Below are 17,269 nucleotides of genomic sequence, written 5' to 3'. Positions count from 1 at the left end.
TAGTAACGAATGGTAACACTCTGCGCTACGACGAAGGGCGATTCGCCAGCGCCCAGGCGACATGTTCGCGCACCAGCGCGTCCGGGTCGTCGATGCGTGTGGCCAGTGCCTCGCGGCTGCCGGGTTGGCCCGCGCGCAGCGCATTGCCCAGCGCCACGGCAATGTTGCGCAGCCAGCGCGCATGGCCGATGCGGCGAATCGGGCTGCCTTCGGTGTGGCGCAGGAACTCGTCCTCTGTCCACGCGAACAGGTCGGCCAGCTGACGGCCGGTGAGCCCGTCGCGAGCATCGAAATCGGGCAGCGCGCTCTTCTTCGCGAACTTGTTCCAGGGGCAGATCAGCTGGCAGTCGTCGCAGCCGTAGATGCGGTTGCCGATCAACGGACGCAGCTCGACCGGGATCGCACCCGGGTGCTCGATGGTCAGGTACGAGATGCAGCGTCGCGCGTCGAGCCGCTGCGGCGCGACGATGGCCTGCGTCGGGCAGACATCGATGCAGGCGCTGCAACTGCCGCAATGCGGCGTGACCGGTGCGCTTTCGGGCAACGCCATGTCGAGGTAGATCTCGCCCAGGAAGAACATCGAGCCGGCGTCGCGGTCCAGCACCAGCGTGTGCTTGCCGCGCCAGCCCTGGCCGCTGCGCGACGCGAGTTCGGCTTCCATCACCGGCGCCGAATCGGTGAACGCGCGATGGCCGAAGGGCCCCACCTCCTGTGCGATGCGCTCGGCCAGTTTCGCGAGCCGGTTGCGCAGCACCTTGTGGTAGTCGCGGCCCCGTGCGTACAGCGACACGATCGCCTCGCCGGGCCGCGTCAGCCGGTCGAACTCGACCGCCTGCCAGTCGTCGGGCGTGGCGCGCGGCAGGTAGTCCATGCGCGCGGTGATGACCGACACCGTGCCCGGCACCAGTTCGGCCGGGCGGGCGCGGCGCATGCCGTGGGCGGCCATGTAATGCATCTCGCCATGGAACCCTTGGGCCAGCCATTGCATCAGACCGGCCTCGGCGCTCGACAGATCGATGCCCGCGACGCCGATTTGGGAGAATCCCAGTTCCCGGGCCCAGGCCTGAATCCGATTGACGAGTTGATGGCTGCCGTTCACCTGCCGATTGTAGAAACGCGAAGCGTCACCCTCACGTGGCACGGCGAAGCCGACACCGAGGCCTTCGCGCGCGCGCTCGCCGCGGCCCCGGCGTCGCGCGATGCCTTCATCGCGCTGCAGGGCGACCTGGGCGCCGGCAAGACCACCTTCGTGCGGCACCTGCTGCGCGCGCTCGGCATCACGGGACGCATCAAGAGCCCGACCTATGCGGTCGTCGAGCCGCACGAAGCGCCCGACGGGCTGCCCATCTTCCATTTCGACTTCTACCGTTTCAGCGACCCACGCGAGTGGGAAGACGCGGGCTTTCGCGACCTCTTCGCGGGCCCCGGCCTCAAGCTGGCGGAGTGGCCGGACCACGCCGCGGGCCACCTGCCGCCCGCGGACCTCACCCTTAAGATCGAAGCCATGACCGACGACACCCGCACCGTCCAACTGACCGCCGGCACGCCGCGCGGCCACACGCTGCTGGCGGCCGCCGCCGCATGAAGAAGGCGCAACCCGTCACCCCTTCGCCGCGCCGCGCCTTCCTCAAGGCCGGCAGCCTGGTGCTGTTGCTGGGCGTGCAGGAGATCGCGCGCGGCGCGACCATCATGGCCGTGCGCGTCTGGCCCGCCAACGACTACACGCGCGTCACCATCGAATCCGACGGTCGCCTGCAGACGCAGCAGCTCACGGTGGGCAGCCCGCCGCGGCTGGCCGTCGACATCCAGGGCATCGAACTGAACCCGGCGCTGCGCGATCTGGTCGGCAAGATCAAGCCCGGCGACCCCTTCATCGACGGACTGCGCGTCGGCCAGTTCGCGCCCGGCGTGGTGCGCATCGTGTTCGACCTGAAGCAGGCGGTGCAGCCGCAGGTGTTCTCGCTGGCGCCGATCGCCGCGTACCGGCACCGGCTGGTGCTCGATCTGTACCCGGAACGGCCGGTCGACCCGATGGAAGCGCTGATCGCCGAGCGCCTGCGCGATGCGCCGCGCGCGGGCAGCGACACCGCCGTGGCGGGCATCGCGCCGCGCGACCAGGCCACGCTCGGCGCGCCCGCGCCAACGCCGGCGGCCCCGCCCGGCGCCGATCCGCTGGGCGACCTGATGACGCGGCAAGCCGTGCGACCGGGACCGCCGGCCTCCGGCGCGCCGCCGCTGGTGGCGCCGCCCGTCTTGCCGCCGATGGTGGCGGCCGCACCGCCGCGGCCCGCCGCGCCCGTGCCCGCATTACCGGCGCGCAGCGCACCACCCGCCACAGCCACGGCCAGCCGCACCGACCGCATCATCATCGTCGCGCTCGACCCGGGCCACGGCGGCGAAGACCCGGGCGCCATCGGCCCTGCCGGCACGCGCGAAAAGGACATCGTGCTGCAGGTGGCGCACCGACTGCGCGAGCGCATCAACGCCGCCAGCGTGAACGGCAGCCCGATGCGCGCCTTCCTCACGCGCGACGCCGATTTCTTCGTGCCGCTGGGCGTGCGCGTGCAGAAGGCGCGGCGCGTGCAGGCCGACCTGTTCATCAGCATCCACGCCGACGCGTTCACCACGCCGGCGGCCAGCGGCGCGAGCGTGTTCGCGCTCAGCCAGTCGGGCGCCTCCAGCAGCGCCGCGCGCTGGATGGCCAACAAGGAGAACCAGGCCGACAAGGTCGGCGGGCTCAACGTCGGCGAGCACGAGGTGCAGGTGCAGCGGGCCCTGCTGGACATGAGCACCACGGCGCAGATCAACGACAGCCTCAAGCTCGGCAGCGCCATGCTTGGCGAGATCCGCAACATCGGTGCGCGCCTGCACAAAGCCAGCGTCGAGCAGGCCGGGTTCGCGGTGCTGAAGGCGCCCGATATTCCCAGCGTGCTGGTGGAGACGGCCTTCATCAGCAATCCGGGCGAGGAAGCCAAGCTGCGCAGCTCCCAGTACCAGGAAGACCTGGCCGATGCGCTGATGCGCGGCATCCAGCGCTATTTCGCGCAGAACCCGCCGCTGGCGCGCAGCCGGCAACTCTGAGCCAGGCTGTCCCTCAGCGATCGCGCGCCCTGTCGCGCACAGCCCGGCGGCCTGTTCCTACAGGCGTGCCGAGCGTGGTCAAGACAATGGCGTCACAACATCATCGAAAGGTGGACACCATGAAGATTCGTCTCTTGTTCAGTACGGCCGCGGCCGCTTCCCTCATGGCCCTGGTCGGCTGCGCCGGTACGGGCCCCAATCAGCAGATCGGCGTGGCAGGCGGTGCCGTCGGCGGTGCCTTGCTGGGCAACGCGATCGGCGGCAGCACGGCAGCAACCGTCGGCGGTGCGGCCATCGGCGGCTTGGTGGGCAACGAAGTCGGACGCAACGTTGACCAGCGTAATCAGCAGCGCTACTACCCGAACAACGGCCCCCGGTATTGAAGTGCTGCAGGCCCAGTCGAAAGGCGCACCTCGGTGCGCCTTTTTACGTTGGGAGTTCGCTCAGGGTTGAGGCTGGCTTGCGGCCCGCACCTTCTCTGCCCGACCGGCGCGCCAGGCGCCGAAGATGGCGATCAGGCCCGGCACCAGAATCAAGCCCCAGATGATCTTCTCCAGGTGTTCGCGCACCAGCGGCAGGTTCCCGAAGAAATAGCCCGCGGTGCCGATGCCCAGCACCCAGATCAGCGCCCCGACCACATTGAACAGCGTGAACTTGGCGCGGTTCATTTCGGCCACGCCGGCGACGAAGGGCGCGAAGGTGCGGATGAAGGGCATGAAGCGCGCGAGGATGATGGTCACGCCGCCGTAGCGTTCGTAGAACGCATGCGCCTGGTTGAAGGCCTTCTTGTTGAAGAAGCGGGAGTCTTCCCACTGGAACACCTTCGGCCCGAGGTAGCGCCCGATGCTGTAGTTGCACTGGTCTCCGAGGATGGCCGCCACGATCAGCACGGTGCAGGCGATCGGAAAGCTCATCAACCCGATGCCGCACAGGGCGCCGACGATGAAGAGCAACGAATCGCCCGGGAGGAAGGGCATGACCACCACACCCGTTTCGACGAACACGATGGCGAAGAGCAGCGCATACACCCAGGGCCCGTAGGCGATCACGAAGGCCTCGAGGTGTTTGTCGATGCGGAGAATGAAATCCAGAAGAAAGTGCACGATGTCCATGGCGCGCATTATCCCGATGCCCACTTCTAGAATGCCCCGGTGAGTGCCCTTCCTTCCTCTCTGCCCATTTCCTCCGGCGCCGACGCCCCCTCCCGCCGGCCCATCCGCGAGCTGCCCGACGAGCTGATCAGCCAGATCGCCGCGGGCGAAGTGGTGGAGCGCCCCGCCTCGGTGGTGCGCGAGCTGGTCGACAACGCACTCGACGCGGGCGCCACGCAGGTCACGGTGCGGCTGTCGGCCGGCGGCGTGCGTCTGATCTCGGTGGAAGACGACGGCCACGGCATCCCGCGCGACGAACTCTCGGTCGCCCTGCGCCGCCACGCCACCAGCAAGATCGCCAGCCTGGGCGACCTCGAGACCGTCGGCACCATGGGCTTCCGCGGCGAGGCGCTGGCCGCCGTCAATTCGATCGCCGAACTCACGCTGCACTCGCGCGCGCGCGATGCCGATGCGGCCTATGCGCTCGATGGCCGCACGGGCGAACTGCGCCAGGTCGCGCGCTCGGTCGGCAGCACGGTCGAAGTGCGCGAACTGTTCTACGCCACGCCGGCCCGGCGCAAGTTCCTCAAGACCGATGCCACCGAGCTCGCGCACTGCGTCGAGGCCGTGCGTCGGCATGCGCTGGCGCGGCCCGATGTCGGCTTCGCCGTGTGGCACGAGGGCAAGCTGGTCGAGCAATGGCGCGCGACGACCGAGCGCGACCCGCGCCTGGCCGATGCGCTGAGCGACGACTTCGTCTCGCGCAGCGTCGCGGTCGAGCATGGGCTGGGCGCCGTGCGGGTCGAAGGCCGCGCCGGCATTCCCGATGCGGCCCGCGCGCGCGGCGATCAGCAGTTCTTCTACGTCAACGGCCGCTTCGTGCGCGACAAGGTGCTCAACCATGCCGTGCGCAGCGCCTACGAGGACGTGCTGCACGGCCAGCGCCAGCCGGTGTATGCGCTCTACCTGACCATCGACCCGGCGCGGGTCGACGTCAACGTGCACCCGACCAAGATCGAGGTGCGCTTCCGCGACGGCCGCGAGGTGCACCAGGCGGTGCGCCAGGCGGTCGAGAAGGCGCTGGCGGCGCCGCGTGCCGGCGAGGCCGAAACGCCAGCCGCCGCGCCGCTGTTCCCGGCAGCCCCTGCCGCCGCCCTCGCACCGGGCGCCCCCGCCTGGACCCAGCCGCGCATGCATTTCGCCGCCGAGCGCGGCATCGGCGACGCCGCCGCGATGTGGCCTGGTGCACCCGCTGCAGCCCCGGTCACCCCACGAACCTGGGCCGACATCCTGCCCGGCGGACCGGCAACCAGTGCGCCGATGGCACCCGTGCCCGACCCGGACACGGCGCCGATCTGGCCGCTGGGCCGCGCCTTGGCGCAGCTGCACGGTATCTACATCCTGGCCGAGAACGCCCAGGGTCTGGTCATCGTCGACATGCACGCCGCGCATGAGCGGATCGTCTACGAGCGGCTCAAAACCCAGCTCGACGGTGCGGCGATCAGCAGCCAGCCCTTGCTGATTCCCGCAACTTTTGCGGCCACGCCCCAGGAAGTCGCCACCGCGGAGGCCTGCGCCGCTGTACTGCCCACGCTTGGACTGGAGATCACACCGTTCTCGCCACGCACCCTGGCGGTGCGCGCCGTGCCGGGCACGCTCGCCGACGGCGACCCAGTCGAGCTGGCGCGCAGCGTGCTGGCCGAACTGGCCCAGCACGACGCCAGCACCGTGGTGCAGCGCGCCCAGAACGAGCTGCTCGGCACCATGGCCTGCCACGGCGCGGTGCGCGCCAACCGCAAGCTGACCTTGGACGAGATGAATGCCTTGCTGCGCCAGATGGAGGAAACCGAGCGGTCCGACCAGTGCAACCATGGCCGTCCCACGTGGCGCCAGCTCTCCGTGCGGGAGCTGGACGGGCTTTTTTTGCGCGGTCGGTAACAAAAGTCACCTCAGGGTTTCCGATCGTCATCGGCCCGGCGGGCACGCACGTTGCATAGGCTCCCTGTCGGAACTTTCCGACGTCGTCGCCTGTCTGTCTGCCACGCATGAAACACTGGTCTCTGTTCGCCACGGCCACTGCGGCCCTCGCCTTGTTGGCCGGCGGTTGCTCGACGCTCGACGAGCGCCAGCGCGAGTGGATCTTCCAGCCTAGCGACCGCAGCTGGGGCAATGCCGAGTCCATGACCGAGGGCATGGACCATGTCTGGATCGATTTCAAGTCCAGCGTCACCGGTGAGCCGGCGCGGCTGCATGGCCTCTGGCTGGGCGGTGCACCGCAATCGGCCGACACCCCCGTCCTGCTGTACCTGCACGGCGCCCGCTACAACGTGGCCGGTTCGGCGCCGCGTATGCGGCGAATGCATGACCTGGGCTTCTCGGTGCTGGCCATCGACTACCGCGGCTTCGGCAAGAGTTCGGCCGGCCTGCCCTCCGAAGCCACGGCACGCGAGGACGCCCGCGCCGCCTGGACCTGGCTGGCCGCGCACCACCCGAAGCAGCATCGCTACATCTTCGGCCACTCGCTCGGTGGCGCCATCGGCATCGACCTGGCCGCCAGCGTGAAGGACGAGAGCGGCACCATTGTCGAGAGCACCTTCACCTCCATCGCCGACGTGGTGAGCAGCTTCAAATGGGGCTGGCTGCCCTTCAGCGCGCTGATCACCCAGCGCTTCGAGGCAATCAGCAAGGTCCAGGACATCGGTGCGCCGCTGCTGGTGGTGCACGGCACCGCCGACAGCCTGATCAACCCGACGCTCGGCCGCAAGCTCTACGAGGCGGCCACGGTCCCCAAGATGTTCGTGCTGGTCGAAGGCGGCTCGCACCACAACACCAACTCGGTCGGCGCGGCGCAGTACCGGGCGGCGCTGTCGCAGCTGTTCCGCATGAAGCCGCCAGGCGCTACCGACGTGGCCGGCCACAACGCCAGCGCCATCTGAGTGGCGGCTGCGGTCTTCGCCGCTTCTCATTTGTTACCCTCGGGCGCATGCCGCCCTCTTCGCCTGCACCGGCCGCCTCACCCTCCGCGCGGCCGACCCTCGGCATGTCGCCGGCATTGCTGGTCGTCACGCTGGCCCTGCTGCTGGGCATCCAGCCCGTCACCACCGATCTCTACCTGCCCGCGCTGCCGGCGCTGACCAGCGGCTTCGGCGCGCCGGTGGCGGATGCGCAACTCACGCTGACCGCGCTGCTGCTGGCGTTCGGCTGCTCCCAACTGCTGTTCGGGCCGCTGTCCGACCGCTTCGGCCGCCGGCCGGTGTTGCTGTGGGGCCTGGCGGCTTATGTGCTGGCGGCCGTCGGCGCCGCGCTGGCCCCGTCGATGGCGCTGTTGATCGGCTGGCGCACGCTGCAGGGCGCGGCCATGGGCGCGTCGGTGATGGCGGCCCGCGCCATCGTGCGCGACCTGTACCAACCGGTCGATGGCGCGCGCGTGATGTCCCGGGCCCTCACGGGCCTGGGCGTGATCGCGTGTCTTTGCGCCCCGATCGGCGGGCTGGTCTCCGACCTGGCCGGCTGGCGCGTCGCGCTGCTCGTGCCGGCGCTGTTCGGCGCTGTGGCGCTCGCGCTGGTCGCCTGGCGCTTCGACGAATCGCTGGCCCGCCGCGACCCGCAGGCGCTTCAGCCCGCCATGCTGGTCCGCACCTGGGCGACGGTGCTGCGCCACCCGACCTTCCTGGCCTTCTGCGCGCTCACGACTGCGTCGTACGCCCTGCTCTTCACCTTTCTGGCCGCCTCGTCCTTCGTGTTCATCCAGGTGCTGGGCCTGACGAAGACGCAATACGGCCTGGTGATGCTGTGGAATTCACTCGCGTACATCGGCGGCACCTTCGTCTGCCGCCACTGGCTGGCGCGCCATGGCGTGCGCCGCAGCGTGGCGCGCGGCGCGGTGCTCACGCTGTCGGGCGGCTTGCTGATGGCCGGGCTGGCCTTCGCGGGCGTCCACTCGACGGCGGCGATCGTCGGTCCGCTCACGCTCATCATGCTGGGCCATGGCGTGCACCAGCCCTGCGGCCAGAGCGGCGCGCTCGGCCCGTTTCCGCAGGCGGCGGGGGCGGCCTCTGCACTCAACGGCTTCGTCATGATGCTGGCCGCCTTCGGCGTCGGCGGCTGGCTGGGCACGCACCTGGACGGCACGGTGTTCCCGCTGACCTACGGGATGGGGTTCTGGAGCGTCTGCGTGGCGCTGCTGGCGTGGACGGTGGTGCAGAAGCATGGTTGAACGCGCCCTGCGCTACGCCGCCATCGCCGGCCCGACCGCGTCGGGCAAGACCGCCGCCGCACTGGCCGTGGCGACGCGCCGGCCGGTCGAGATCGTCAGCGTCGACTCGGCGCTGGTCTACCGCGGCATGGACATCGGCACCGCCAAGCCCACGCCGGCCGAGCGCGCCGCGGTGCCGCACCACCTGATCGACATCCGCGACCCGCGCGAGGTCTACAGCGCCGCGGCCTTCGTGGCCGATGCGACGCGCCTCATCGGCGAGATCACGGCACGCGGCCACCTGCCGCTGCTGGTCGGCGGCACGATGCTGTACTTCAAGGCGCTGGCCGATGGCATCGACGCGATGCCCGCGGCCGACCCGGCCGTGCGCGCCACGATCGAGGCCGATGCTGCCCTGCACGGCTGGCCCGCGATGCATGCGCGCCTCGCGGAGGTCGACCCGGTGACGGCCGCACGGCTCGCGCCCAACGACAGCCAGCGCATCCAGCGCGCGCTGGAGGTCTGGCACACGAGCGGCCAGCCGCTGTCGCACTTTCATGCGGCCGGCAAGGCCGCATCGGCCACCGATCGACCGGTGTGCGCGCTGCTGGTCACCCTCGAACCCACCGAGCGCGCCTGGCTGCATGGCCGCATCGCCGAACGTTTCGACGCCATGCTGGCCGGCGGCTTCGTGGCCGAAGTGCAGTCCCTGCGCGCGCGCGGCGATCTCGACCCCGACCTGCCGTCGATGCGCTGCGTGGGCTACCGCCAGGCCTGGGAAGCGCTCGACGGCGATTTCCCCATGGCCGAACTGCGCGAGCGCGGCATCGCGGCCACGCGCCAGCTCGCCAAGCGCCAGATCACCTGGTTGCGCAGCATGCCGCAACGCCACGTCATCACCGCCGAGGCACCCGACGCCACCGCGCAGGTGGTCGACCGCATCCTGGAAGTTCAATGACCCTGCATGTCGAAGGCCTGGCCAAGCGCTACGGCGACGCGACCGTTTTCGCCAACGTCTCGCTCGACGTGGCGCCCGGCGAGTTCGTCGCCATCGTCGGCGAATCGGGCGTCGGCAAGTCGACGCTGCTCAACTGCATGGCCGGCCTCGACCACTGGGACGCCGGCCGCATCGTGCACAACGGCACCGACATCGGCGCGCTCGACGCCGAGGCCTGTGCGCTCTGGCGCCGCAGCCACGTCGGCTTCGTGTTCCAGGCCTTCCACGTGCTGCCGCACCTCGACGTGGCGCAGAACGTGGCGCTGCCGCTGATGTTGCTGAAGCAGCGCGACGACGCGCGCGTGGCCCGCATGCTCGAGGTGGTCGGCCTGGCCGGCTTCGGCGCGCGGCTGCCGCAGCAGTTGAGCGGCGGCCAGTTGCAGCGCGTCGCGATCGCCCGCGCGCTGGTGCACCGCCCCGCCCTGCTGCTGGCCGACGAGCCGACCGGCAACCTCGACCCGACGACGGCGGCCAAGGTGATGGACGTGCTGCTCGCGCAAACGCGCGAGCATGGCGCGTCGCTGGTGCTCGTCACGCATTCGGAAGCGGCTGCGGCGCGCGCCGACCGGGTGCTGCATCTGACGACGCAAGGCATCCGCGGCACCGCGTCGAACCCATAGAAAAAGCCGCTGCCTTTCGACAGCGGCTTCGTTCATGCCGACGCAGCGGCGACGGACTCAGAGCGATGCGCCCGTGGTGTTGCGCGCGGCGTCACGGGCCTCGGCACGGACCGTCGCACGGTCGACCTGGCCGACGGTCGGTGCCGGGAAGCCATACAACGCAGCATCGCTGTAGATGTCCCCTTGACGTGCCGCCTGGCTGGCCTGGCTGCGCACGGTGGCGCGGTCCAGGGTCGAGTTCATCAGCGGCGTGACTCCGCCGGACGCGGCGTCGCCAAACACATCGCCTTCGCGGGCAACGACACGCGCCTGGCCGGCGACCTCGGCACGGCTCACGGTCGAATGGACGGTCTGCACGCCCTGGTACGTTTCGGCCTGCACGCCGCCAGACACGCCGAGGAGAGAGAGAACGACAGCGCCGAGAAATTGCGAGGTCTTCGTTTGCGAGGTCTTCATGATGATTCCTTCAGGAGTTGGGATGAATTTCGAACCGGTATCGGGGGGCGCCGTCCTCTTGATGGGGGCGGCCACCACGCTCGGTGCCTAGCTCACCCAGATCAGCTTTCCATCGCTCGATGTCTGCTGCTCTGTTGGAATGAATTGTCCGGCGGGTATCGCTCGCCGACACGGCCCGAAAAGAACCACGGTGTTCGCCGGAACGAAACAATCGCGGCCGAGGATGCGTTGCCATCGGCCTTGCGGAGGGGCCCTGGCTATCCGGCTCATGAAGATCTTCAACCCCGGGGCAAGTCTTGCCGGGCCATCATGGCGGCAAGGAGAAATGCCATGAAAACACTTCGTCTCTGGGTCGGCAGCGCCGTCTCGCTGTCGGGCGCCGTGATCCTTTTGTCCCGACTGTTCTGACGTGGGCGACGTCAGGGCGTCGCGCAGGTCGCGCCAGGGTTCTGCTGCAACTGCGCGACGTGCCGGGCGATGGCGTCCGACGCCTTCGATGCGACGCGCTGCGCGCCTTGCGCCAGCGCATCGATGCCGTTGCCGACAGGCTCGGCGGTGCGCCACTGGCAGGTCGCGCTGAGGTCGGCATCGGAGCGGCGCACGGTCCAGCTCAAGGCTGCATCGACGCGCGTGTTCTCCACCGCGTCGAACTGCTGCACCTGCACCGCGATGCGCCACGCCGGCGTGCTCGGCTGGCGGCCACCCTTCGTCACGTCGATGGCACCCAGCCGCGCCGCGATGCCGCTCGACAGCGCATCGCGCAACTCGTTCTCGAAGGAGGACGACCAGCGATGCTGCTCGAGCAATGACACCTCGGCGCTGCGGCCACCGGCGGGGTGCACGACCATCTGCGGCCGGGCCAGCCGCTCGGGCACCGCAACCGGCGCCAACTCGATGAACACCGGCGTGCCCGCCGCGGGCGCCGCGCTCGACGATGCACCGGGCGCAGCCAGCGTGTAGTAGCGGTCTGGCGCGCTGGCACAGCCTGCGATGAGCACGGCGGCCGCGAGGCACACGCCGGCGAGAGAGGTCGGATGTCGCATCATTTCTTCGTGTCTTCCGGTTTGCCGCGCAGCAGCGATTCGGGATGGCGCTCGAGGTAGTCGGTCAGCACGCGCACGGAGCCTGCGGCCCGTGTCAGCTCCTGCAGCGTTTGGCGCATGTCCTGCTGCAGCGGCGAATCCTGCGCGAGCGTGCGCTCGGCCGAATTGATCGTCTTGCGCGCGTCCTTCATCGCCGCCGTGATCTCGGGCGACACGTCGTTGTTGAGCGTGCGCGCGAGCTGCTCGGCGCTCACCAGCGTCTTGTTGAGCGTGGCGAGCGCTGCGCGCACGTCGGTGCCGATCTGCTCGAACGGAATCTTGTTCAGCTTGGTCGCGATCTCCTGCACCTGCGACTGCAGCTCGTCGAGGCTGTTGGGCAGGGTCGGCATCTCGAGCGGGTTCTTCTCGACGTCGACCACCACCTTGGGCGCCTTGGGGAAGAAGTCGAGCGCGATGTAGTTCTGCCCCGTCAGGAGATTGCCCGTGCGCATCTGCGCGCGCAGCCCCTTGCTGATGAGGAACCGCAAACGCTGCTGCTGCGAGAAGCGCGACTCCTCGGGCTCGCCGGTGGCACGGGTGTGCAGCCGGTCCGGGTACACCGTGACCAGCACGGGCATGCGGAACTCGCGCTCGGTGCGGTCGAAGCGGATGCCGATCGACTTGACCTCACCGATGACCACGCCGCGGAAGTCGAGCGGCGCGCCCGGCGAAAGGCCACGCAGCGACTGGTTGAAGTACAGCAGCATGGTCTGCGCCGGACCGTCCGGTGGCTTCATCGCAGCGCCCTCGTCTTCGGCCAGCGCGAAGGCGGTGTTCTCGCCGGCGACGGGTCCGTTCTCGCTTTCCGGCGCGCCGAAGGCGATGCCCCCGAGCAGGATGGTGGCGAGCGACTGCGTGCGAAGCGTGATGCCGCTGGCGTTGAGCCGCATGTCGAGCCCGCTGGCCTGCCAGAAGCGCGAGTTGCCGCCGACGAACTTGTCGTACGGCGCGTTGACGAATATGCGCAGCGTCACACCGCGCCCGTCTTCGTTCAGCTCGTAGGCCGCGACCTGGCCGACCTTGATGCGGCGGTAGTACACGGGCGAGCCGACGTCGAGCGAGCCGATATCCGGCGCGCGCAGCAGGAACTGCTTGCCCGACGCGTCACGCGTCACGATGGGCGGCACCTCCAGACCGGTGAATTCCTTGGCGCTCTCTTCCGAGGTGCCGGCATCCACGCCGATGTACGCGCCGGACAGCAGCGTGCTCAAGCCGGAAATGCCCGAGGTGTCGAGGCGCGGCCGCACCACCCAGTAGCGCGTGTCCTGCGCTGTGAAGGCCTCCGTGTCTTTGTTCAGCTGCAGCGTCACGCGCACATGCGAACGGTCGCTCGACAGTCGCAGGCTCTGCACCACGCCGATCTGCACGTCCTTGTACTTCACCGCGGTCTTGCCGGCCTCCAGGCCTTCGGCGGTCCTGAATGTCAGCACCACCTCGGGCCCGCGATCGATCAGGATGCGCGCCACCAGGAAGATGCCGACCAGCGCGGCCACCACCGGAATCAGCCAGATCAGCGAAGGCATCCAGTCGCGGCGCCGGGCCACGCGCGGCGGCGGCAGCCTGCCCGAATCCGCCGGCGCGGGACGTGGATCGTTTTCACTCATGTGCGTACTTCCCTTGTGTGTTCATCGTCATCGGTCGCGCCGTCCCAAGTGAGCTTGGGGTCGAAGCTCAACGACGCGAGCATCGTGAGCACCACCACCGCGCCGAAGGCCGCAATGCCGACACCTGCCGTGATTTCGGCGAAGCCCTGGATGCGCACCAGCCCGGCCAGCAGCGCGACCACGAACACGTCGAGCATCGACCAGCGGCCGATGATCTCGATCACGTGATAAAGCTTGGCCCGCTCGGCGCGCCGCCAGTTGCTGCGCCGCTGCGCGCTCACCACCAGCACGAACAGGGCTGCCAGCTTGAAGAGCGGCACCAGGAAGCTGGCGACGAAGACGATGGCGGCCAGCCCGTAGGCACCGGTCACCCAAAAATAGATGACGCCGCTCATGATGGTGTCGTCGCTCGTGCCGAACAGCGTGCGGGTGATCATCACCGGCAGCAGGTTGGCCGGCAGGTACATCACGCAGGCCGCGATCAGGAGGGCCCAGGTGCGATTGAGGCTGTCGGTCTTGCGGATGTGCAGCGGCGTGCCGCAGCGGCCGCAGCGCGCGCCGTCTTCGGCGTCCTGCCACACCGTGCCGCAGTGGCGGCAGCCGATCAGGCCGCTGTCGATGGCCCGCGCCGGCGGCGGCGTCACGCGGATTCCTCGCGCCCGAGGGCACCGGCCTCGGAGGCATCCTTGCCCATCGCGCCCTCGGCCATCTCCCAGAAGCCCCGCGGGTCGAAGGCCAGCACCGCCGTGAGCAGCACCGTCAGCGCCATGAAGGCATAGAGCGCCGGGCCGGGCAGCACCGTCGCCATGCTCGAGAGCTTGACCAGCGCCACCAGCACGCCCAGCAGGAAGACTTCGATCATTCCCCAGGGCCGCAGCGACTGCATGGTGCGCACCAGCCAGGCGAAGCCGGCCACCACGCGATCCTGCCGGCGCAAGGGCACCAGCAGCCACAGCAGAATCAGCAGCTGCAGCAGCGGAAAAAGGATGGTCGTGGCCAGCACCAGCAGTGCCACCATCGACATGCCCTCGCCCGCCAGCGCCACCACGGCGCCGGCCAGCGTGGTCTGGCTGCGCAACCCACGCAGCTCGATCTCGACAATCGGGAACAGGTTGGCCACGCCGAACATGATCAGTCCGGCCACGGCGAGGGGCAGGATTCGCTCCTTCTGGCCGCCCAGGTGACGCTCCAACTCGGTGCCGCAGACCGGGCACCGGGCGACTTCGCGCTCCCGCAGCGACGCGCGGCCATAGACTGCGTCGCAGCCCTCGCAAACGATCGCCTCGGGAATTTCCTTCATTTGGCGCGAGCTTAATGGCCTGAGGACGGAGACACCCTCAGACGAAGGCTGCTGCAGATGCCAGCCAATGCCGCGCAGCTCGCGGCCAACACCAGCGCGATGATCGGTCCTCGGCCTTCCTGGGGTGTCCAGACGCTGAACACGGCCGCGATGATGACCGCACCGAGGGTCTGGCCGGTCAGGCGCGCGGTCCCCAGCATGCCGCTGGCCGCGCCGCTGCGATGCCGCGGCGCCGAGGTGACGATGGTGTGGTTGTTGGGAGACTGGAACAAGCCGAACCCGATGCCGCACAGCGCCATGCGCCAGGCGATGTCCAGGTCGCCCGGCTGCGCCGGCAGCGCCGCGAGCAGCGCCAGCCCGCAGGCCAGCAGGCCCAGCCCGATGCCGCCGAGCAGCCCGTCGGGGTAGCGGCCGATCAGCCGCCCGACGATCGGCGCCATCACGACGATGGCCAGCGGCCAGGCCGTGATCAGCAGGCCCGCCTGGAGGTGCGTGCGCCCGTACACGTCGAGCAGCAGGAAAGGCAGCGCGATGTACGACAGCATCTGCGCAGTAAAAGCGGCCACCGAGGTGCCCATCGACAGCGCGAAGACCGGAATTCGCAGCAGGTCGACCGGGAACAGCGGCAGCGCCATCGTGCGTTGGCGGCGCAGGTAGACGAAGCCGACGAGCAGCCCGGCGCCCAGCAGCGCCCAGGCCATGGGCGTCGTGCCTGTGGCGCCATCTTGGCGCACGCTCAGGCGGTCGACGCCCAGGAAGACAAGCGCGAACATCGCGATGTTGAGCAGCACGTCGACGGCCGAGAAACGCGTGCCCGAGGCGGTGGCGGCGCGCGGGTTCGACGGCAGCGCGCGCAGGCCGATCGCCAGCACCACGAGACCGAGCGGCACGTTCAACGCGAAGAGCCAGGGCCACGAAGCCACCGACAGGATCGAGGCCGCCACCGACGGGCCGGCGACGGACGCCGTGGCCACCACCATCGAATTGATCGCCATGCCGCGCCCCAGTTGCGACGATGGGTAGATGAGCCGCACCAGCGCCGCGTTCACGCTCATGATGCCGGCGGCGCCCAGGCCCTGCAGCGTGCGCGCCGCGATCAGCGTCCCCATCGAATTCGACAGCACGGCCGCGAGCGAGGACACAGTGAACAGCGCCATGCCGAGCAGGTAGATGCGGCGATAGCCGAACAGGTCGCCCAGCGACGCGAGCGGCAGCAGCATGACCAGGATCGCGATCTGGTAGGCGTTGACCACCCAGATCGCGTGCGACGCGCTCGCGCCCAGCTCGCGCGCGATGCTGGGAAGCGCGAGGTTCATGATCGTGCCGTCGAGCACCGCGACCGCGATGCCGAGGATGATGACGGCCATCGCACGCCCGCGCTGCGGCGAAGGCAGGCCGTCGGGCACGGCGGCGGCATCGGTCACGTTCGTTGTGGCCGGCAGGACGGTCGTCATCACGCGCTCCGACGAGCGGACGCGTAGGTTTGCGAGGCGCTACCCCCGAGCGTCAGCCAGGTCAGCAGCACCGCCACCAACGCGCCGCCGGCCATGCCCGCCACCATCGGCAACGGCCGCCCGTCGGTGAACAGGCCGACGATGGCCATGACCACCGCACCGGTCAGCATCTGCAGCGTGCCCAGCAACGCCGACGCGGTGCCGGCGATGGCGCCGTGCTTCTCGAGCGCGAGCACCGACGTGGTCGGGATCACCAGCCCCATCAGGCCGCTGGCGATGAAGTACAGCACCAGCAGCACCCACATCGAATCGCCGCCCATCAGGAAGTACACGAACATCGCCACCATCACCGCACCGCAGGCCGCGACCGCGCCCTTGACGACATGCACCAGGCCGAAACGCTCCCCCAGCGGCCCGTTGAACTGCGCCGCGGCGAAAAAGGCAGCGGCGTTCACGCCGAAGGCGATGCTGTAGACCGTCGGCGACAGGCCGTAATGGTCGATCAGCACGAAGGACGAGTTCGCGAGGTAGGTGAAGAAGCCGGCCATCGCGAAACTGCCGATGAAGACCAGGCCCAGGTAGTGCCCGTCGCGCAGCAGCACGCCATAGGCGCTCAGCGCGCTGCGCAGGCTGCTCTCCACGCGCTGGTCGGCGGTGCGCGTTTCGGTGAGTGACGTGGCGATCAGCACCAGCCCCGCGATGGCGGCGATCGTCACCGCCCAGAACACGCCGCGCCACCCCGCCACCGCGATCACGCCGCTGCCCACCAGCGGCGCGAGGATGGGCGAGATGCTGAAGACCAGCATGAGCAACGACATCAGCCGCGCCGCATCGTTGCCGGTGTGCAGGTCGCGCACCACCGCCCGCGGGATCGCCATGCCGGCCGCTGCACCCAGGCCCTGCAGGAAGCGCAGCACGATCAGCGTCTCGATGTTCTCGGCCAGCGCACAGCCCACGCTGGCGATGGCGAAGAGCACGAGGCCGAAGTACAGCGGCGGCTTGCGCCCGACCATGTCCGACACCGGGCCGTAGAACGGCTGGCCGGCTGCCAGCGCCAGAAAGAAAACGGTGAGGCTCATCTGCACCGAGCCGATGTCGGCACGCAGGCTGGTGCCGATGGCCGGCAGCGCCGGCAGGTACATGTCGATGGCGAACGGGCCGATGGCCGAGAGCAGACCAAGCACGAGCGCGATCCGGAAGAAACGGGAAGAAGTCATGGGGTGATTGTCGTCAAGCCTGCAATGGCGGCGGCAAGCACCGTTCGCAGGCTTGTGTTAGCCCGTGCTGCCTCGTGTGGCGGGTACGCCGCTGCACCCCAAGATGCAGCCGCCATTGTTTCCAATGCCCGAACGCCGTGATTCCTTCGAGAGACGTTGCGAGGCCCGTTGC

General features: G+C 69.4%; 17 protein-coding genes. 8 read left to right on the top strand and 9 right to left on the bottom strand.

Annotated features, from left to right (window positions below; all coding sequences use genetic code 11):
* Positions 1–25: 25 nt before the first annotated feature.
* Complete coding sequence (gene queG / locus ACSFA0_RS18830) at positions 26–1,099, bottom strand: tRNA epoxyqueuosine(34) reductase QueG (protein WP_435451783.1); 1,074 nt, start codon at positions 1,097–1,099, stop codon at positions 26–28.
* On the opposite strand from queG, the gene tsaE reads away from it, so the two are divergent.
* The 3 genes from tsaE to ACSFA0_RS18815 all read left to right on the top strand — a co-directional run bounded on the left by tsaE (position 1,085) and on the right by ACSFA0_RS18815 (position 3,464).
* Positions 1,085–1,585: a tRNA (adenosine(37)-N6)-threonylcarbamoyltransferase complex ATPase subunit type 1 TsaE gene (gene tsaE / locus ACSFA0_RS18825; RefSeq protein WP_435451782.1), complete on the top strand. Its 501-nt coding sequence runs from the start codon at positions 1,085–1,087 to the stop codon at positions 1,583–1,585. The two genes, queG and tsaE, sit on opposite strands and share 15 nt — an antisense overlap.
* On the top strand, positions 1,582–3,081 hold the full coding sequence (locus ACSFA0_RS18820) for an N-acetylmuramoyl-L-alanine amidase (RefSeq protein ID WP_435451781.1): 1,500 nt from the start codon (positions 1,582–1,584) through the stop codon (positions 3,079–3,081). Before tsaE ends, ACSFA0_RS18820 begins: the two co-directional genes overlap by 4 nt.
* 119 nt (positions 3,082–3,200) lie before the next feature.
* Entirely contained in the window at positions 3,201–3,464 is a 264-nt protein-coding gene (locus tag ACSFA0_RS18815) for a glycine zipper domain-containing protein (RefSeq protein ID WP_435451780.1), read from the top strand.
* Between the two features lie 60 nt (positions 3,465–3,524).
* Here ACSFA0_RS18815 and ACSFA0_RS18810 read toward each other — a convergent pair whose 3' ends face one another.
* Positions 3,525–4,193, bottom strand: coding sequence for a DedA family protein (locus ACSFA0_RS18810; RefSeq protein ID WP_435451779.1), 669 nt, complete (start codon positions 4,191–4,193; stop codon positions 3,525–3,527).
* Positions 4,194–4,232: 39 nt separating this feature from the next.
* Here ACSFA0_RS18810 and mutL point away from each other — a divergent pair, with 39 nt between their 5' ends.
* From mutL to ACSFA0_RS18785, 5 genes are all read left to right on the top strand, one after another.
* Positions 4,233–6,110: a DNA mismatch repair endonuclease MutL gene (gene mutL, locus ACSFA0_RS18805; protein ID WP_435451778.1), complete on the top strand. Its 1,878-nt coding sequence runs from the start codon at positions 4,233–4,235 to the stop codon at positions 6,108–6,110.
* A gap of 107 nt (positions 6,111–6,217) precedes the next feature.
* Positions 6,218–7,108 (top strand): alpha/beta hydrolase, encoded by an 891-nt coding sequence (locus ACSFA0_RS18800; RefSeq protein ID WP_435451777.1) that lies wholly within the window; start codon positions 6,218–6,220, stop codon positions 7,106–7,108.
* A gap of 47 nt (positions 7,109–7,155) precedes the next feature.
* Positions 7,156–8,388: a multidrug effflux MFS transporter gene (locus tag ACSFA0_RS18795; protein ID WP_435451776.1), complete on the top strand. Its 1,233-nt coding sequence runs from the start codon at positions 7,156–7,158 to the stop codon at positions 8,386–8,388.
* On the top strand, positions 8,381–9,325 hold the full coding sequence (gene miaA, locus ACSFA0_RS18790; protein WP_435451775.1) for a tRNA (adenosine(37)-N6)-dimethylallyltransferase MiaA: 945 nt from the start codon (positions 8,381–8,383) through the stop codon (positions 9,323–9,325). The genes ACSFA0_RS18795 and miaA overlap by 8 nt, the downstream gene beginning before the upstream one ends.
* Entirely contained in the window at positions 9,322–9,984 is a 663-nt protein-coding gene (locus tag ACSFA0_RS18785) for an ABC transporter ATP-binding protein (protein ID WP_435451774.1), read from the top strand. Before miaA ends, ACSFA0_RS18785 begins: the two co-directional genes overlap by 4 nt.
* Before the next feature lie 57 nt (positions 9,985–10,041).
* On the opposite strand, the gene ACSFA0_RS18780 is transcribed toward ACSFA0_RS18785, so the two are convergent.
* The 7 genes from ACSFA0_RS18780 to ACSFA0_RS18750 form a co-directional block, all read right to left on the bottom strand.
* Positions 10,042–10,440: a helicase SNF2 gene (locus tag ACSFA0_RS18780; RefSeq protein WP_435451773.1), complete on the bottom strand. Its 399-nt coding sequence runs from the start codon at positions 10,438–10,440 to the stop codon at positions 10,042–10,044.
* 419 nt (positions 10,441–10,859) lie between these two features.
* Positions 10,860–11,483 carry a PqiC family protein gene (locus ACSFA0_RS18775; RefSeq protein WP_435451772.1) on the bottom strand — a complete coding sequence of 208 codons (624 nt, stop codon included), beginning with the start codon at positions 11,481–11,483 and terminating at the stop codon, positions 10,860–10,862.
* Positions 11,483–13,126 (bottom strand): PqiB family protein, encoded by a 1,644-nt coding sequence (locus ACSFA0_RS18770; RefSeq protein WP_435451771.1) that lies wholly within the window; start codon positions 13,124–13,126, stop codon positions 11,483–11,485. The genes ACSFA0_RS18775 and ACSFA0_RS18770 overlap by 1 nt, the downstream gene beginning before the upstream one ends.
* Positions 13,123–13,770, bottom strand: coding sequence for a paraquat-inducible protein A (locus tag ACSFA0_RS18765; protein ID WP_435451770.1), 648 nt, complete (start codon positions 13,768–13,770; stop codon positions 13,123–13,125). Before ACSFA0_RS18765 ends, ACSFA0_RS18770 begins: the two co-directional genes overlap by 4 nt.
* Positions 13,767–14,426, bottom strand: coding sequence for a paraquat-inducible protein A (locus ACSFA0_RS18760; protein ID WP_435451769.1), 660 nt, complete (start codon positions 14,424–14,426; stop codon positions 13,767–13,769). Before ACSFA0_RS18760 ends, ACSFA0_RS18765 begins: the two co-directional genes overlap by 4 nt.
* A gap of 11 nt (positions 14,427–14,437) precedes the next feature.
* On the bottom strand, positions 14,438–15,880 hold the full coding sequence (locus ACSFA0_RS18755) for an MFS transporter (RefSeq protein ID WP_435451768.1): 1,443 nt from the start codon (positions 15,878–15,880) through the stop codon (positions 14,438–14,440).
* Positions 15,880–17,097 carry a multidrug effflux MFS transporter gene (locus ACSFA0_RS18750; protein ID WP_435451767.1) on the bottom strand — a complete coding sequence of 406 codons (1,218 nt, stop codon included), beginning with the start codon at positions 17,095–17,097 and terminating at the stop codon, positions 15,880–15,882. The genes ACSFA0_RS18755 and ACSFA0_RS18750 overlap by 1 nt, the downstream gene beginning before the upstream one ends.
* Positions 17,098–17,269: the final 172 nt, after the last annotated feature.

The organism is Variovorax restrictus (assembly GCF_051216715.1).
GTDB lineage: Bacteria > Pseudomonadota > Gammaproteobacteria > Burkholderiales > Burkholderiaceae_C > Variovorax.
This window is presented reverse-complemented; position numbering and strand designations above follow the sequence as displayed.

Coding starts and splice junctions, on each gene's coding strand:
- tsaE (WP_435451782.1), top strand. CDS start 1,085: ATGGCTGCCGTTCACCTGCCGATTGTAGAAACGCGAAGCGTCACCCTC.
- ACSFA0_RS18820 (WP_435451781.1), top strand. CDS start 1,582: ATGAAGAAGGCGCAACCCGTCACCCCTTCGCCGCGCCGCGCCTTCCTC.
- ACSFA0_RS18815 (WP_435451780.1), top strand. CDS start 3,201: ATGAAGATTCGTCTCTTGTTCAGTACGGCCGCGGCCGCTTCCCTCATG.
- ACSFA0_RS18810 (WP_435451779.1), bottom strand. CDS start 4,193: ATGGACATCGTGCACTTTCTTCTGGATTTCATTCTCCGCATCGACAAA.
- ACSFA0_RS18800 (WP_435451777.1), top strand. CDS start 6,218: ATGAAACACTGGTCTCTGTTCGCCACGGCCACTGCGGCCCTCGCCTTG.
- ACSFA0_RS18795 (WP_435451776.1), top strand. CDS start 7,156: ATGCCGCCCTCTTCGCCTGCACCGGCCGCCTCACCCTCCGCGCGGCCG.
- miaA (WP_435451775.1), top strand. CDS start 8,381: ATGGTTGAACGCGCCCTGCGCTACGCCGCCATCGCCGGCCCGACCGCG.
- ACSFA0_RS18785 (WP_435451774.1), top strand. CDS start 9,322: ATGACCCTGCATGTCGAAGGCCTGGCCAAGCGCTACGGCGACGCGACC.
- ACSFA0_RS18780 (WP_435451773.1), bottom strand. CDS start 10,440: ATGAAGACCTCGCAAACGAAGACCTCGCAATTTCTCGGCGCTGTCGTT.
- ACSFA0_RS18775 (WP_435451772.1), bottom strand. CDS start 11,483: ATGCGACATCCGACCTCTCTCGCCGGCGTGTGCCTCGCGGCCGCCGTG.
- ACSFA0_RS18770 (WP_435451771.1), bottom strand. CDS start 13,126: ATGAGTGAAAACGATCCACGTCCCGCGCCGGCGGATTCGGGCAGGCTG.
- ACSFA0_RS18760 (WP_435451769.1), bottom strand. CDS start 14,426: ATGAAGGAAATTCCCGAGGCGATCGTTTGCGAGGGCTGCGACGCAGTC.
- ACSFA0_RS18755 (WP_435451768.1), bottom strand. CDS start 15,880: ATGACGACCGTCCTGCCGGCCACAACGAACGTGACCGATGCCGCCGCC.
- ACSFA0_RS18750 (WP_435451767.1), bottom strand. CDS start 17,097: ATGACTTCTTCCCGTTTCTTCCGGATCGCGCTCGTGCTTGGTCTGCTC.